This window comes from Streptomyces subrutilus (assembly GCF_001746425.1).
Taxonomy (GTDB): Bacteria; Actinomycetota; Actinomycetes; order Streptomycetales; family Streptomycetaceae; genus Streptomyces; species Streptomyces subrutilus_A.
On sequence record NZ_MEHK01000001.1, the window covers coordinates 3,735,656 to 3,750,957 of the forward strand.

General features: G+C 73.2%; 13 protein-coding genes. 12 read left to right on the forward strand and 1 reads right to left on the reverse strand.

The annotated features are described in order from the left end of the window. Nucleotides 1-232 precede the first annotated feature (232 nt). Together BGK67_RS17780 and BGK67_RS17785 are read left to right on the forward strand one after the other, a co-directional pair. On the forward strand, nucleotides 233-895 hold the full coding sequence (locus BGK67_RS17780) for a response regulator (protein ID WP_069921013.1): 663 nt from the start codon (nucleotides 233-235) through the stop codon (nucleotides 893-895). 153 nt (nucleotides 896-1,048) lie between these two features. Further along, nucleotides 1,049-1,465, forward strand: coding sequence for a pyridoxamine 5'-phosphate oxidase family protein (locus BGK67_RS17785; protein WP_069921014.1), 417 nt, complete (start codon nucleotides 1,049-1,051; stop codon nucleotides 1,463-1,465). Nucleotides 1,466-1,557: 92 nt separating this feature from the next. Here BGK67_RS17785 and BGK67_RS17790 read toward each other — a convergent pair whose 3' ends face one another. Next, a complete protein-coding gene (locus BGK67_RS17790) occupies nucleotides 1,558-3,132 on the reverse strand; it encodes a protein kinase domain-containing protein (RefSeq protein WP_107488820.1) in 1,575 nt (524 codons plus the stop codon). A 228-nt stretch (nucleotides 3,133-3,360) separates the two neighbouring features. On the opposite strand from BGK67_RS17790, the gene BGK67_RS17795 reads away from it, so the two are divergent. The 10 genes from BGK67_RS17795 (at nucleotide 3,361) to BGK67_RS17840 (ending at nucleotide 15,224) form a co-directional block, all read left to right on the forward strand. Next, a complete protein-coding gene (locus tag BGK67_RS17795; protein WP_069921015.1) occupies nucleotides 3,361-5,028 on the forward strand; it encodes a Stk1 family PASTA domain-containing Ser/Thr kinase in 1,668 nt (555 codons plus the stop codon). A gap of 159 nt (nucleotides 5,029-5,187) precedes the next feature. Then, complete coding sequence (locus BGK67_RS17800) at nucleotides 5,188-5,754, forward strand: hypothetical protein (protein WP_069921016.1); 567 nt, start codon at nucleotides 5,188-5,190, stop codon at nucleotides 5,752-5,754. 98 nt (nucleotides 5,755-5,852) lie between these two features. Continuing rightward, on the forward strand, nucleotides 5,853-6,509 hold the full coding sequence (locus tag BGK67_RS17805) for a PadR family transcriptional regulator (protein ID WP_069921017.1): 657 nt from the start codon (nucleotides 5,853-5,855) through the stop codon (nucleotides 6,507-6,509). A 21-nt stretch (nucleotides 6,510-6,530) separates the two neighbouring features. Next, nucleotides 6,531-7,274, forward strand: a complete 744-nt coding sequence (locus BGK67_RS17810) for an ABC transporter ATP-binding protein (protein WP_069921018.1) — start codon at nucleotides 6,531-6,533, stop codon at nucleotides 7,272-7,274. Continuing rightward, nucleotides 7,271-10,111: an ABC transporter permease gene (locus BGK67_RS17815; RefSeq protein ID WP_069921019.1), complete on the forward strand. Its 2,841-nt coding sequence runs from the start codon at nucleotides 7,271-7,273 to the stop codon at nucleotides 10,109-10,111. The genes BGK67_RS17810 and BGK67_RS17815 overlap by 4 nt, the downstream gene beginning before the upstream one ends. A 98-nt stretch (nucleotides 10,112-10,209) precedes the next feature. Then, nucleotides 10,210-10,746 (forward strand): bacterial proteasome activator family protein, encoded by a 537-nt coding sequence (locus tag BGK67_RS17820; RefSeq protein WP_069921020.1) that lies wholly within the window; start codon nucleotides 10,210-10,212, stop codon nucleotides 10,744-10,746. Between the two features lie 141 nt (nucleotides 10,747-10,887). Further along, nucleotides 10,888-11,769 (forward strand): NTP transferase domain-containing protein, encoded by an 882-nt coding sequence (locus tag BGK67_RS17825; protein WP_069921021.1) that lies wholly within the window; start codon nucleotides 10,888-10,890, stop codon nucleotides 11,767-11,769. Next, nucleotides 11,766-13,094, forward strand: coding sequence for a molybdopterin molybdotransferase MoeA (locus tag BGK67_RS17830; RefSeq protein WP_069921022.1), 1,329 nt, complete (start codon nucleotides 11,766-11,768; stop codon nucleotides 13,092-13,094). Before BGK67_RS17825 ends, BGK67_RS17830 begins: the two co-directional genes overlap by 4 nt. Next, nucleotides 13,082-14,182: a potassium channel family protein gene (locus BGK67_RS17835; RefSeq protein ID WP_069923945.1), complete on the forward strand. Its 1,101-nt coding sequence runs from the start codon at nucleotides 13,082-13,084 to the stop codon at nucleotides 14,180-14,182. The genes BGK67_RS17830 and BGK67_RS17835 overlap by 13 nt, the downstream gene beginning before the upstream one ends. A 64-nt stretch (nucleotides 14,183-14,246) precedes the next feature. After that, nucleotides 14,247-15,224, forward strand: coding sequence for an NAD(P)H-quinone oxidoreductase (locus BGK67_RS17840; RefSeq protein ID WP_069921023.1), 978 nt, complete (start codon nucleotides 14,247-14,249; stop codon nucleotides 15,222-15,224). The last annotated feature ends 78 nt before the right edge of the window (nucleotides 15,225-15,302 follow it).

Genomic DNA, 15,302 nt, shown 5'->3' on the forward strand with positions numbered 1-15,302 from the left:
GTACGGGATTCAGGCGTGACAGGTGCCCCGGCGAGTGCCCTGCGCAATGCACGTTACCCAGTGCGCCGCATATCTGCGAAACCCCGTTTGACCTGGGATTTTGCTTGGATTTCCAAGTAAATCCGCCGGCGCGGGAACAACCACTGGTCACAGCCTTGCAGGGGCCGGGAACAACGGCACGTTATCCCGGGTAACTCCGGCAGGGAAGGGGTGAGTGTGTGAAACTGACTTCGTGCGCGAAGACGGAAAAATCAAGGTATTCCTCCTGGACGACCACGAAGTGGTACGTCGGGGTGTCCATGAGCTGTTGTCGGTCGAAGAGGACATCGAGATCGTCGGTGAGGCGGGTACGGCCGCCGACGCGCTGGTCCGCATCCCGGCCACCCGCCCGGACGTCGCCGTCCTCGACGTCCGGCTGCCGGACGGCAGCGGCGTGGAGGTGTGCCGCGAGGTGCGCTCGCAGCACGAGGACATCAAGTGCCTGATGCTGACCTCGTTCGCCGACGACGAGGCGCTGTTCGACGCGATCATGGCCGGCGCCTCCGGCTACGTGCTCAAGGCGATCCGCGGCAATGAGCTGCTCAGCGCCGTACGGGACGTGGCGGCGGGCAAGTCCCTGCTGGACCCGGTGGCCACGGCGCGGGTGCTGGAGCGGCTGCGGGACGGCAAGAACGGCAAGGGCGACGACCGCCTGTCGAACCTCACCGAGCAGGAGCGCAAGATCCTCGACCTGATCGGCGAGGGCCTGACCAACCGCGTCATCGGCGAGCGGCTGCACCTGGCCGAGAAGACGATCAAGAACTACGTGTCGAGCCTGCTCTCCAAGCTGGGCATGGAGCGCCGCTCGCAGGCCGCCGCCTACGTGGCCCGCATCCAGGCCGAGAAGCGCAACTGACACCAGCCGGCACCGGGCGCCCGGTGACGCGGCGTGTCGCCCCGCGGCGGGGTGGTTCCACGGGGCACGCGGTTCCATTCGGGACCAACGTCCCCGATCGTCGGGGCGGGCTCCTCTTTCCCGACCGCTTGTCGACGCCGGAGAGTGGACGGCATGTCCCCAGAGGAACTCCACGCCATCGAACTGCTGCGCCGGGTGCCGTACGGCAGGGTGGCCACCAGCATGCGCGCGCTGCCCTTCCTCGCCCTCGCCCGGCACATCGTGGTGGACGGCAGGGTCGCCTCGAGAATGCACTCGGGCTTCGGCCACCACCAGGCGTGCCACGGGAGCGTGGTCGCCTACGGGGCCGACAACTTCCATTCCGCCGACCCCCGGCTGTGGTCCGTCCAGTTCACCGGAACCGCGCAGATCGTCGAACCGACCAACGCCGAACTGGAGCTTTTCGGACCTGGTCCGCATTTCGTCGACGGAGCGGTCTTCGACCCGGTCTACATGCGAATCGAACCGCAGTTCGTCTCCGTGCACGCCCTTGCCGGTAATCCGGAACGGCAGTATCAGCACGCGCTCTGATACCGGAAACCCGATACGCGGACGGGCCCGGCGGAATGGATTCCGCCGGGCCCGTCCCCGTATCGCCCGTCGCCCGGTCCCCGGGCACCGGCTCATTCCTCGAAAAGCCCTCCGCCCGTCTCCACCGGCTTGGACGGCGTGGACGAGGGGGTCTTCGACGGCGAGGACGAAGGGGACTTCGACGTCGACGGCGAGGTCGAGGGGGAGGTCGACGGGGACGTCGACGGGGTGGGCGGCTGACTGTAGGTCTGCGTCGGACGCCGGCTCGGGGTGTAGGTGGACTCGCTGTGCGTGGGGCTGTTGTCCTGCGTCTGCTGCGAGGGCGTGGGCGGCGGCGTGGTCTGCGGGCTCGGCTGGCCGGACGGACTCGTCACGGGCGTCGTCGGGCCCTTGCCGCCGCCCTTGCCTCCCACGCTGCTGACCGCGTACGCCACACCGCCGGCCACCGCGATGATCGCGAGCACCGCGAACAGCCACATCTTCCAGCGGCTCCCGCCGCGGTCCTCGTAGCCGCCGTCGTAGCCGCCGCGGCCGCCCTGGCCGTTGCCGCCGCCGCCCGGGAAGGCCGAGCCGTCGTCGGGGTTCAGCGGCGCCACCATCGGCTGCTGGAACTGCGAGGTCGAGGCGTTCGCCGGGTAGTTCTGCTGCCCGCCGTTCCCGCCCACGGGCATGGCCGTGGTGGCCGCCGCCCCGCCCCGGCCGTGCGGCAGCGCCATGGTGACCGGGCCGGTGTTCCAGGTGCCGGTGTTCGGCCCCTGGTCGTGCAGCATCTGGAGCGCGTACTGGACCAGCCCGCGCATCTCCTCGGCGCTCTGGAACCGGTCGTCCGGGTCCTTGGCCAGCGACCGCATGACCAGGCCGTCGAGCTCCTGCGGGATGTGGCCCCCCTCCGGCAGCTGCGAGGGCGGCACGGGTGCGTCCTGCACGTGCTGGTAGACCACCGACAGCGGGGTCTCACCGGTGAAGGGGGGCCGCAGCGCGAGCAGTTCGTACAGCAGGCAGCCGGTCGCGTACAGGTCGGAGCGGTGGTCCACGGCCTTGCCGAGGGCCTGCTCGGGCGACAGGTACTGCGGGGTGCCCATGACCATGCCGGTCTGGGTCATCGTCGACTGGACGCCGTGCAGCGCGCGGGCGATGCCGAAGTCCATCACCTTCACGGCACCGGTGTCCGTGATGATGACGTTCGCCGGTTTGATGTCGCGGTGCACGATTCCGTGCTGGTGCGAGTACGCGAGCGCCTCGAGCACGCCCGAGGTGATGATGAGCGCCTGCTCCGGCCCCGGGGCCTCGGCGCTGAGCAGCAGGTCGCGGATGGTGCGGCCCTCTACGAGCTCCATCACGATGTACGGGACGGTGCTCGGGCCTACCCGGTCCTCGCCGGAGTCGTACACGGCGACGACGGCGTGGTGGTTGAGTCCGGCCACGGACTGCGCCTCGCGCGTGAAACGGGCCTTGGACACCGGGTCTTCGGCCAGGTCGGCGCGGAGCAGCTTCACCGCCACCGTGCGCCCCAGGCGCACGTCCTCGGCGGCGAACACCTCGGCCATGCCGCCGCGTCCGAGCCGGTGGGTCAGCCGGTAACGGCCGTCTCCCACCAGGCCGCCGGCCCCCCAGTGCTCAGGACCATCGGCCATCCCGGCGCCGTTTCCCTCGGGTTCGGGTGCCATCAGTCCTCGCCGTCGTCTCTCTCGGCCGCCGCTCAGCGGTGTCCTCTGCCCAGGTGTTCCGATGAACGCTACAGCCTCGGAACCGGTCACCGTTCGGACAAGGGCGACCGTGGCCGTGTGGTCACGGAACGGGCACCTGGCTTGACGTGTGCTTGCCCTCCGGCAGACTGGGCGCGACATGCGCTCAGCCAGTGGCGTGGGGACACATCCCGAGGGGAAGCAACAGTCATGAGCCAGGACGGCACTCAGGGCCAGTACGCGGGCGGCTCTCTGGCCGGTGGCCGTTACCAGCTAAGGGACTTGTTGGGTGCGGGCGGCATGGCCTCCGTGTACCTGGCGTACGACTCGGCGCTCGACCGGCAGGTCGCCATCAAGACGCTGCACAGCGATCTCGGCCGCGAGCAGTCCTTCCGCGAGCGGTTCCGCCGCGAGGCCCAGGCTGTTGCCAAACTGTCGCACACGAACATCGTCTCGGTATTCGATACGGGCGAGGGCGAGGTGACGTTCGCCGGCTCCGGCGCGGGCGACGGCACCGTCATGCCGTACATCGTCATGGAGTACGTGGAGGGCCGGCCGCTGGGCTCGGTGCTCGATGCGGACATCCGCCAGTACGGGGCGATGCCCGCGGACAAGGCGCTGAAGGTGACGGCGGACGTGCTGGCCGCGCTGGAGACCAGCCACGAGATGGGCCTGGTCCACCGCGACATCAAGCCCGGCAACGTCATGGTGAACAAGCGCGGCGTGGTCAAGGTGATGGACTTCGGCATCGCGCGGGCCATGCAGTCGGGGGTCACCTCGATGACGCAGACCGGCATGGTCGTCGGCACCCCGCAGTACCTGTCGCCCGAGCAGGCGCTGGGGCGCGGGGTCGACGCCCGCTCCGACCTGTACTCGGTCGGCATCATGCTGTTCCAGCTGCTGACCGGGCGGATCCCGTTCGACGCGGACTCGCCGCTGGCCATCGCCTACGCCCACGTGCAGGAGGAGCCGGTCGCCCCGTCCTCCATCAACCGGTCGGTGACCCCGGCGATGGACGCGCTGGTGGCGCGCGCCCTGAAGAAGAACCCGAACGAGCGCTTCCCCACGGCCGCGGCCATGGGTGACGAGATCGCGCGCATCCTGGGCGCGGGGCAGACCGGGGCTCCGGTCATCGTCCCGGGCGCCCTGGCCGGCGGCAGCGGCGCGGGCGTGGCCTCGGCCGTGTTCCCGCCGGTGGACTCCGGGTTCCAGGCGCCGCCGCAGTCCGTGCAACACCCGTACCAGGCGTCCCACACGCCCACCCCCTCCCCGTACGCCCCGACGCCCGCCCCGCAGCCGCAGGCGCACGCCCAGGGCGGCTACGCCTACCCGCACACGCCCCCGCCGCAGCAGCAGTACGCGCCGCAGACCCCGCCGCCCTACACGATCTCCCCGACGGGAGCCGCGAACCAGGGCGGGGGCGGCGGCAAGCGGAACATGCCGGTGGTCGTGGGCGCGGTCGCGGTGGCCCTGCTGGCGGTCGGCGGCCTGATCGCCGCGATCGCGGCCAACGGCAACGACAAGGACAAGGGCGGCGACCAGGCGGGCCCGGGGGCCTCGACGTCCGCGTCCGGTTCCGCCAAGCCGGGGTTCAAGGGACCGGACCCCACGCGCACGATCGACCCGAAGAAGTGCAAGGAGCCGACGAAGCACTACAGCGAGGCGGGCAAGTACCAGGCGCCGGACCTGCGCTACAAGAACCTGCTCTCCGTGAAGGAGTGCATCCAGGCCTCGGGCGGCAAGTACAAGATCGTCGAGAAGGACGAGGCCGTGTACGGCAAGGACATGGTGCTGGAGCAGAGCCCGCAGCCCGACGACAAGATCGAGAAGGAGGGCACGGAGTACACGCTGACCGTGTCCACCGGCAACCCGGGCTGATCCCCGCCGCGACCCCTTCGCGCGACACACCGGCATCCCGGGCACCTCGACGAGGAGCCCGGGATGCCGGTTTTGTCCCACTATGTAAATCTAGGCGGGACATCCTGGTCTCCCCGGCCCCCGGCCGGGGAGACCCCCGCGGGACGGGAGGGGCACCCCGTGATCCAAGGCTTCCGTCCGCCGCGCTGGCTGGCCTGCGCCGCGCTGGCCGCCGCCGCGCTCGCCTCCGTCGCCCCCGCGCACGCCCTCGCCCTCACGCCGGCCCCCGGCGCCGCCGCACCCGCGCCCCTCGCCCGGGGGCCCCGCCCGGCCGCGCCCGACACCGCACCCGACGCCGCACCGGAGGCCCCCCGCGACGGGCTGGCCGGCAGCGCCGCCGGGGCCGGGCGGCCGCGGCCCGGCAGGCCCGTCACCGAGCCCGCGAACCCCGAGATGCTGGTGGCCTCCCGCCCGCTGCCCGCGCGGCCGCACCCCGAACACCCCGGACGCCCCGGACGCCCCGAACACCCCGAACGCCCCGAACACCCCGCGCGCCCCGCGCGCCCCGAGCCCCCCGCGCGGCTCCCGGTCGCGCCGACCGCGCCCGCGGTGGTGCGCGCCCTCGGTACCGGCACGAACGACCGGGCCGCCGACCTGGCCGCCCACATACTGCCGCTGGGCACCGGATTCGCCCTGATGGGCGTGGGCCTGGGCTATCTCGGCATGCGGCTGCGCAAGGGCCTGTAGCACCCCCGCCGACCCCCGCACCGACCGCGGCGTCCCCCTTCCGGCGTACGCCCTGAGATGGTTGCCGGGGGGGAACATACTCGGTATACATACTCGGTATGTCGATCCGTCACGGGCTTCTCGCCCTGCTGGAACGGGGTCCTCGGTACGGCTCACAGCTGCGTACCGAGTTCGAATCCCGGACCGGCTCCACCTGGCCCCTCAACGTCGGGCAGGTGTACACCACCCTCGCCCGCCTGGAGCGCGACGGCCTCGTCGCCCCCGGCGGGGAGGACACCGCCGGGCACACGCTCTACGCCATCACCGACGACGGACGCGCCGAACTGCGCCAGTGGTACGAACGCCCCGTCGACCGCGCCAACCCGCCCCGCGACGAGCTGTCCATCAAGCTCGCCATGGCCGTGGGCTCACCCGGCGTGGACATCCGCGCCGTCATCCAGTCCCAGCGGCACGCCACGATCAAGGCGATGCAGGACTACACCCGGCTCAAGGCCACCGCGCTGGCCGCCGTCGAGAGCGGCCAGTCCCGCGAACGCGACGACGTGGCCTGGCTGCTGGTACTCGAGCAGCTGATCTTCCAGACCGAGGCCGAGGCCCGCTGGCTGGACCACTGCGAAGCCCGGCTCGTCCGGCTCTCCCGGCCGGCCGACGGGGGAGCCGCCGAGCCCCAGCCACCCCAGGCCGCCGCCGGAGCCGAGGCTCCCGCCCCGACCACCATCAACCGGCCCCGCACCGCCCGCACGCGGCGGGGCTGAACCAGCGCCCGGAGACCTCTCATGCCTGACCAGCGTCAGAACCAGCAGCCCGTGCTCCAGTTGGACCAACTCGTCCGCACCCACGGCAGCGGCGCCACCGAGGTTCACGCCCTGCGCGGGATCAACCTCTCGGTCCACCCCGGCGAACTCGTCGCCGTCATGGGCCCGTCCGGCTCCGGCAAGTCCACGCTCCTCACCCTGGCCGGCGGCCTCGACACCCCGACCAGCGGCCGGGTCATCGTCGAAGGCACCGACATCACGGCGGCGAACCGCAAGCAGCTCGCCGCCCTGCGCCGCCGCAGCATCGGGTACGTCTTCCAGGACTACAACCTGATACCGGCCCTCACCGCCGCCGAGAACGTGGCCCTGCCGCGCGAACTCGACGGGGTCTCCGCCCGCAAGGCCCGCGCCTCCGCCCTCGCGGCACTGGAGGAGATGGGCCTGGGACAGCTCGCCGACCGCTTCCCCGACGAGATGTCCGGCGGCCAGCAGCAGCGCGTGGCCATCGCCCGCGCCCTCGTCGGCGACCGCCGCCTCGTCCTCGCCGACGAGCCCACCGGCGCCCTCGACTCCGAGACCGGCGAGTCCGTCCTCGCCCTGCTGCGCTCCCGCTGCGACGCGGGCGCCGCCGGGGTCCTGGTCACGCACGAGCCGCGGTTCGCCGCCTGGGCCGACCGCGTGGTCTTCCTGCGGGACGGCAGCGTGGTCGACGAGACCCTGCGCAGCCACGCCGACTCCCTGCTCTCGGGGCAGGCCGCCCAGTGATCTCCTGGTACCACTCCTGGATCGCGGCCATCCGCATCGCCCGCCGCGACGCCTGGCGCGCCAAGGGCCGCAGCCTCCTCGTCCTCGCGATGATCGCCCTGCCCATCGTCGGGGTCAGCGCCGCCGACCTCACGGTGCGCAGCGCCGAACTGTCCACGGCGCAGGAGCTCGAACGCCGGCTGGGCGCCGCGGACGCGGAGATCGGGGCCTCCTCGATGAACGCGCCGATCTACCAGAACCCCAAGGGCGACCGCTACGCGCCCGTCGGCGGCTACGACACGTACGTGCCGGGCGACAAGGCCGACCAGGTCGACCCGCTGAAGGCGCTCCCGGCCGGGGCCGAGGTCGTCAAGGACTCCGTCGGCCAGGCCAAGATCCGCACCACCCACGGGCTCCTCAACACGGACCTGCGCGAGGTCGACACGGCCGACCCGCTGGTGAAGGGCCGCATCACCCTCGACCGGGGCCGGCTGCCCCGCGCGGCGGGCGAGATCATCGCCACCACCGCCTTCCTCGAGCAGTCCGGCTTCTTCGTCGGCTCCACCGTCAGCCCGCGCGGCACGGACCTCTCGTACCGGATCGTGGGCGCCTACGAACTGCCCAGCGCCCTGGCGGCGGTCGAGGTCATCGCCCAGCCGGAGACCCTGCTGACGCCCGTCGACAAGGCCCTGCGCGCCGCCGACGTGCCCGGGGTGCGCGCCGACACCAAGTACCTCGTCAAGGTCGGCGGCGACGGTTTCACGTGGAACATGGTCAAGGAGGCCAACACCAAGGGCCTGCTGGTCATCTCCCGGGCGGCCGGCCTGAACCCGCCCGCCGACTCCGACGTGCCGCTGTACGCGCAGGAGTCCAAGGACCTGTACGGCATGGACGGCGAGAACGCCGCCGAGATGGCCGCCCTGGCCACCGTCGTGGGCCTCGCCATGCTGGAGATCTGCCTGCTCGCCGGCCCCGCCTTCGCGGTCGGTGCCCGGCGCTCGCGCCGCCAGCTCGGACTGGTCGGCGCCAACGGCGGCGACCGGCGGCACATCCGGGCCATCGTGCTCTCCGGCGGCCTGGTCATCGGGGCCGCGGCCGCCGTCACCGGCACCGTCCTCGGCATCGGTCTCACCGTCGCCCTGCGGCCGCTCCTGGAGGAGTACCTGGGGCTGCGCTGGGGCGGCTTCGAGATCCGGCCGCTGGAACTGCTGGCCATCGCCCTGCTCGCGGTCGTGACCGGCCTGCTGGCCGCCATCGCCCCCGCGATCACGGCCTCTCGGCAGACCGTGCTGGCCTCGCTCACCGGACGCCGCGGCGTGCGCCGCGCCAACCGGGTGCTGCCCGTGATCGGCCTGGTCGCCGTCGTGGCCGGCGCCGCGATCGCCCTGTACGGGGCCGTGTCGGACATGGGCAGCCTGGTCGTCGCGGGCGGCAGCGCCCTCGCCGAGCTCGGCGTCGTCGCCCTGACCCCGGTGCTGGTCGGCCTCTTCGGGCGGATCGGCCGCTGGCTGCCGCTGTCGCCGCGGCTCGCGCTGCGCGACTCCGTGCGCAACCGGGGGCGTACGGCCCCCGCCGTCGCGGCCGTGCTCGCCGCCGTGGCCGGCACCGTGGCGGTGGCCACGTACCAGAACAGCCAGGACCTGCAGAACCGGCACGAGTACGTCGCCGAACTGCCGAGCCGGCACGGCCTGATCGCCGTCACCGACAACAGCGCCCACAAGGAAGTGCCCGCCGTGCGCGAGGCCCTGTCCAAGGAGTTCTCGCTGTCCGTACGGGCCGACGTCGAGCGCGTCGTGGTCGGCCGGGCCGGCTGCGACTCGTACTCCTCGGAGGCGGGGTGCGGGCGGACCGAGCTCGTCCAGCCCAAGGAGCAGCGCTGCCCGCTCTACGACCCCGCGAACCGGACGACCGAGTTCACCGACGAGCAGCGCAAAGAGCTGCGCAAGGACTGGCGCTGCCAGTTCGCCTCCCACTACACGGCGAACACCGTGGTGGTCGCCGACGAGAAGCTGCTGACCGCGCTGGCCGTGACCGACCCCGGCACCGTCGCCGCGCTGAAGTCGGGCAAGCCTGTCTCCTTCTCGAAGCAGAACGTGAAGGACGGCAAGGCCACCCTGCGGCTCATCACCGACACCGACGCGGCCGACGCCGCACGCAGCAAGGGCGAGGAGGAGCCGGGCGAGGACAAGGTGCTGGCCGTCCACCAGGCCCCCGAGGGCGTCAAGGGCTGGGGCGTCGAGCTCGTGCTGCCGCCGGCCGCGGCCAAGGCCGCCGGGCTGACCACCGTCCCCTTCGGCTCGTACTTCGCGCTGGACGGGCTGCCGACCAGCGAGCAGCGCCAGGCCCTGGACGGGCTCTTCGACACGATGGGCGTGGACGCCGAGTTCAAGATCGAGGAGGGCTACCAGGGCGACAACTCCATCGTGATGCTGGCGCTGGCCATCTTCGCGGGCCTGGTCACCATCGGCGCCGCCGGCATCGCCACCGGCCTGGCCCAGGCCGATGCCGAGGCCGACCTGAAGACACTGGCCGCGGTGGGCGCCGCCCCGCGCGTGCGGCGCACGCTGAGCGGCTTCCAGTGCGGCGTGGTCGCCCTGATGGGTGTGGTCCTGGGGTCGGCGGCGGGCATCCTGCCCGCGGTCGGCCTGCGGCTCACCGACGCCCGCGTGATGCAGAAGCGCCTGGAGGACGGGTACTCCATGGTCATGGGCTCGAAGAGCCAGGAGGTCTACGTCCCGATCGCCGTGCCGTGGGAGACCCTCGGCCTGCTGCTGGTCGCGGTTCCGCTGGGCGCCGGCCTGCTGGCGGCCCTGGTCACCCGCTCCAGCGGGGCGCTGGCCCGGCGCGCCGCCGGATAGCCGGCCACACGCGGTAACCCGGTGCCTCCGTACAGGTTGGATCACGCCTGTACGGGGGCACACCGTGTGAGTACGGAGGTGTGCGAGAGAATGACGGCATGGAGATGCCGAGGAGTGAACGGTCGCAGGACAGCCCCCCGCACGTCCTGATCGTGGGACAGGACGGGATGGCGGTCGGCGGCGCCGATGACGAGTCGCGCGAGGTCCCGGTGACGGAGATGGTCGAACAGCCCGCCAAGGTCATGCGGATCGGCAGCATGATCAAGCAACTCCTGGAAGAGGTACGCGCCGCGCCTCTCGACGAGGCGAGCCGGGTGCGGCTCAAGGACATCCATGCCGCCTCGGTGAAGGAGCTGGAGGACGGCCTGGCTCCGGAACTCGTGGAGGAACTGGAGCGCCTGTCCCTCCCGTTCACCGAGGAGGCCATCCCCTCGGAAGCCGAACTGCGCATCGCGCAGGCGCAGTTGGTGGGATGGCTGGAAGGCCTCTTCCACGGCATCCAGACGGCCCTGTTCGCGCAGCAGATGGCGGCGCGGGCCCAGCTCGAGCAGATGCGCCGGGCCCTTCCGCCCGGCGCCCCCACCGATGACGACGACGACCACCACGGGGCGATCCGCTCGGGCCCGTACCTGTAGGCGGGAAGCCTTTCCAGCCCCGCCGGCGTTCGAGGCGCGGGGGTCCGGGCGGAGCCCCGGGCCTTGAAACGCCGGCCCGCGGACAAGCCGCAGGTGAACGGGGCTCCCCGTCAGGGACATGCCCGACGCATACTCAGGGGCATGAGCTACGACGCGATCGTCCTGGCCGGCGGCAGCGCGCAGCGCCTCGGCGGGGCGGACAAGCCGGCCCTGAGCGTCGGCGGCCGCCCCCTTCTCGACCGCGTCCTCGACGCGTGCGCCGACGCCGCCGCCACCACCGTGGTCGGCGGCCGCCGCCCCACCGCCCGCCCGGTGCGCTGGACCCGGGAGGACCCGCCCGGCGGGGGCCCGGTGGCCGCGCTGGACGCCGGTCTGCGGCAGACCTCCGCCGAGCTGGTCCTCGTACTCTCCGCGGACCTGCCCTTCCTGGACCGGAAGACCGTGCGGATCCTGCTGGCCGCGGCCGGCGGGGGGCACGAGGGCGCCCTGCTGCGCGATCCGGACGGCCGGGACCAGCCGCTGATCGCCGCCTACCGCGGCGAGCCGCTCCGCCGCGAGCTGGCCCTCCTCGCCGCCGAACACGGCGGCCTCACCGGGCTCCCGCTGCGCGCGCTCACCGCCGAACTGGACCTCGCCCGTGTCGCGGCGCCGCCGTTCGCCTCCTTCGACTGCGACACCTGGGACGATCTCGCCGCCGCCCGCGCCCGGATCAGGGAGCATGGAACCGTGCTGGACCAATGGATCAACGCCGTCAAGACCGAGCTCGGCATCGACCTCCCCGTCGACGTCAAGGCCCTGCTCGACCTCGCCCGTGACGCCGCCCACGGCGTCGACCGGCCCGCCGCACCGCTGACCACCTTCCTGGTCGGCTACGCGGCGGCCCGGGCCGAGGCCGCCGGGGCCGACCCCGCCCAGGCCGTCGCCGAAGCCTCCCGCAAGGCGGCCGGTCTGGCGCTGCGCTGGGCCGCCGAGGCGGATACGGCCGGCTCCCCCGACGCCACCCGAGAGAACGGCTCCGGATGACCCCCGCGACCCCGGCGACCCCCGCCGAACAGGCCCTCGACGAGGCCCTGGCCCTGGTCAGCCGCACCCCCCCGGAGGGCGGCGGCTCCGGCGGCGGCTCCGGCGGCGGCCACCGCGCCGCCGCCTGGCCGCGCGCCCGGGACACGGCGGCCCGCGCGGGCGGCGCCGCCGGCGCGCGGGCCCGCACCCACCGGGTCCCCCTCGCGGACGGCCTCGGCGAGGTGCTGGCCGAGCCGCTGGACGCCCTGACCGACCTGCCGTCCTTCGACACCTCCGCCATGGACGGCTGGGCCGTCGCGGGTCCCGGCCCGTGGAACGTCCGCGCCGGCGAGGGGGTGCTGGCCGGCTCCGACCGGCCCGCGCCGCTCGCGGACGGCGAGGCCGTACGGATCGCCACCGGGGCCCGGATCCCCGCTGACACCACCGCCGTCGTGCGCAGCGAGCACTGCCGCGAGAGCGGCAGCCAGCTCTTCGCGGACCGGCCCGTCCTCACCGGCCAGGACATCCGCCCGCGCGGCCAGGAGTGCCGCTCCGGCGACCTGCTGCTGCCCGCGGGGTCGCTGGTCACCCCCGCCGTGCTGGGCCTGGCCGCGGCCGCCGGGTACGACGAGCTGACCACCCGGCCCCGCCCCCGCGTGGAGATCCTGGTGCTCGGCGACGAGCTCCTCACCGAAGGCCTCCCGAAGGACGGGCTGATCCGGGACGCGCTGAGCCCGATGCTCGGCCCCTGGCTCACCCGCCTCGGCGCCGAGGTCATCGGCACGCGGCGGCTCGGCGACGACCCCGCCGGGGCGGAGGCCCTGTTCCAGGCCGTCACCACCTCCGCCGCCGATGTCGTCGTCACCACCGGCGGCACCGCCTCCGGGCCCGTCGACCACGTGCACCCCGTACTGCGCCGGGCCGGGGCCGAACTGCTGGTCGACGGCGTCGCGGTACGCCCGGGCCACCCGATGCTGCTGGCCGGGATCGGCGGGCCCGGCGAGGGCCGGCACCTGGTCGGGCTGCCCGGGAACCCCCTGGCCGCCGTCTCCGGGCTGCTGACGCTGGCCGAGCCGCTGCTGCGCGCCCTCGCCGGCCGCCGCCCCCGCCCCCGGTACACGGCCGCCGTCCAGGGCGACGTACCCGGCCACCCGCACGACACCCGGCTGGTCCCGGTCCTGCTGACCGGCGAGCACGCGCAGCCGCTGCGCTACAACGGTCCCGCGATGCTGCGCGGCGTGGCCGCCGCCGACGCGCTGGCCGTCGTACCGCCGCACGGCGCGCGGTCCGGGCAGGAGCTGGAAATCCTCGATCTGCCGTGGGCCTCAGGGGGATGTTTCACGTGAAACTTCACGCACGCGACGCCATGGCCCGGGGCGCCGACGAGAAACTCGTCTCCCGGCGCATCAAGCTGCCCCGGCGGATCGTCGAGAAGCCGCTGCAACAGGTCGCCAAACGCCTGTTGATGGCCCTGTTCGTGCTGTTCCTGACGGTCCTCATCGTGTGGCTGGACCGCAAGGGCTACCACGACAACGCCAACGAGACGGTCGACTTCCTCGACTGCCTCTACTACGCGACCGTCACGCTGTCGACGACCGGTTACGGCGACGTCGTCCCGCACAGCGACAGCGCGCGGCTGGTGAACGTCCTGCTGATCACCCCGCTGCGCGTCCTGTTCCTGATCATCCTGGTCGGCACCACCCTCGAAGTGCTCACGGAGCGCACGAGGGAAGAGTGGCGGCTGAGCCGTTGGAGGAAGAACTTGCGTGAGCACACGGTGGTCGTCGGCTTCGGCACCAAGGGCCGCTCGGCCCTGCAGACCTTGCTGGCCACCGGCCTGTCCAGGGAGCAGGTCGTCATCGTCGACCCGAGCGCCAAGGTGATCGACACGGCCAACGCGGAGGGCTTCACCGGCGTGGTCGGCGACGCCACCCGTTCGGACGTCCTGCTGCGGGCCGAGGTCCAGAAGGCCCGGCGGATCATCATCGCCACCCAGCGCGACGACACGGCGGTCCTGGTCACGCTGACGGCGCGGCAGCTCAACCGCGGCGCGAAGATCGTCGCGGCGGTGCGCGAGGAGGAGAACGCCCCGCTGTTGCGCCAGTCGGGTGCGGACGCGGTCATCACGAGCGCGAGCGCGGCGGGCCGGCTGCTGGGCCTGTCGGTGCTGAGCCCGAGCGCGGGCACGGTGATGGAGGACCTGATCCAGCAGGGCAGCGGCCTCGACATCATCGAGCGCCCCGCCACCCGGTCCGAGGTCGGCAAGTCGGTGCGCGAGACGGACGACCTGGTCGTGAGCGTGCTGCGCGGGCACCGGCTGCTGCCGTACCACGATCCGCACGCGAGCCCGATCCAGCTGACGGACCGGCTCATCACCATCGTCCGCGCGGCGCCGCCGACCGGACCCCCCGTGACGCTGCCGTCGCCGGACTAGTGCCGGGGGCCGCGACCCGGTGAACCTTCCCCGTCACAGCACCAGATCGCGTAGCCTCCGGGCCATGCATGCGATCACGATCGAGCAGCCGGGCGGTCCCGAGGCACTCGTGTGGACCGACGTACCCGATCCGGTGGCGGGCGAGGGCGAGGTCCTCGTCGAGGTCGCGGCGAGCGCCGTGAACCGCGCCGACGTCCTGCAGCGCCAGGGGTTCTACGATCCGCCGCCCGGCGCCTCGCGCCACCCCGGCCTGGAGTGCTCCGGGCGGATCTCGGCGGTGGGGCCGGGGGTGTCGGGCTGGTCGGTGGGCGACGAGGTGTGCGCCCTGCTGGCGGGCGGCGGGTACGCGCGGAAGGTGGCCGTGCCGGCCGGCCAGCTGCTGCCGGTACCGGCGGGCGTGGACCTGGTGACGGCGGCCGCGCTGCCCGAGGTCGTGGCGACGGTGTGGTCCAACGTGTTCATGGTGGCGGGCCTGCGGCCGGGCGAGACCCTGCTGGTGCACGGCGGGGCCAGCGGGATCGGGACGATGGCCGTCCAGCTGGCGAAGGCGGTGGGCGCGACGGTCGCGGTCACGGCCGGCGGCCCGGAGAAGCTGGCCCGCTGCAAGGAGCTGGGCGCCGACATCCTGATCGACTACCGCGAGCAGGACTTCGTGGCCGAGCTGCGGGCGGCGACGGGCGGAGCCGGGGCGGACGTGATCCTGGACATCATGGGCGCCAAGTACCTGTCCCGGAACGTGGACGCCCTCGCCGTGAACGGCCGCCTGGCGGTCATCGGCCTCCAGGGCGGGGTGAAGGCCGAACTGAACCTGGGCGCGCTGCTGTCCAAGCGCGCGGCGATCACCGCCACCTCGCTGCGGGCGCGTCCGCTGGAGGAGAAGGCGGCGATCATCGCGGCGGTCCGCGAGCACGTGTGGCCGCTGGTGGCGGCGGGCCGCGTACGCCCGGTGGTCCACGCGACGTTCCCGATGCCGCAGGCCGCCGAGGCCCACCGGGTCCTGGAGTCCGGCAGCCACGTGGGCAAACTCCTGCTCACGCTCTGAGCCCGCCCCCGGCCGGGGGTGTCCCACGGACTCGGCCCCCGGGGCGGGGGAGGCTCCGCGCGAGCGGTGGCCTGCCCC

Bases quoted from the DNA above. Each gene is read 5' to 3' on its own strand.
- BGK67_RS17785 (WP_069921014.1), top strand. From the start codon at position 1,049: ATGTCCCCAGAGGAACTCCACGCCATCGAACTGCTGCGCCGGGTGCCG.
- BGK67_RS17790 (WP_107488820.1), bottom strand. From the start codon at position 3,132: ATGGCACCCGAACCCGAGGGAAACGGCGCCGGGATGGCCGATGGTCCT.
- BGK67_RS17795 (WP_069921015.1), top strand. From the start codon at position 3,361: ATGAGCCAGGACGGCACTCAGGGCCAGTACGCGGGCGGCTCTCTGGCC.
- BGK67_RS17805 (WP_069921017.1), top strand. From the start codon at position 5,853: ATGTCGATCCGTCACGGGCTTCTCGCCCTGCTGGAACGGGGTCCTCGG.
- BGK67_RS17810 (WP_069921018.1), top strand. From the start codon at position 6,531: ATGCCTGACCAGCGTCAGAACCAGCAGCCCGTGCTCCAGTTGGACCAA.
- BGK67_RS17820 (WP_069921020.1), top strand. From the start codon at position 10,210: ATGGAGATGCCGAGGAGTGAACGGTCGCAGGACAGCCCCCCGCACGTC.
- BGK67_RS17825 (WP_069921021.1), top strand. From the start codon at position 10,888: ATGAGCTACGACGCGATCGTCCTGGCCGGCGGCAGCGCGCAGCGCCTC.
- BGK67_RS17830 (WP_069921022.1), top strand. From the start codon at position 11,766: ATGACCCCCGCGACCCCGGCGACCCCCGCCGAACAGGCCCTCGACGAG.
- BGK67_RS17835 (WP_069923945.1), top strand. From the start codon at position 13,082: ATGTTTCACGTGAAACTTCACGCACGCGACGCCATGGCCCGGGGCGCC.
- BGK67_RS17840 (WP_069921023.1), top strand. From the start codon at position 14,247: ATGCATGCGATCACGATCGAGCAGCCGGGCGGTCCCGAGGCACTCGTG.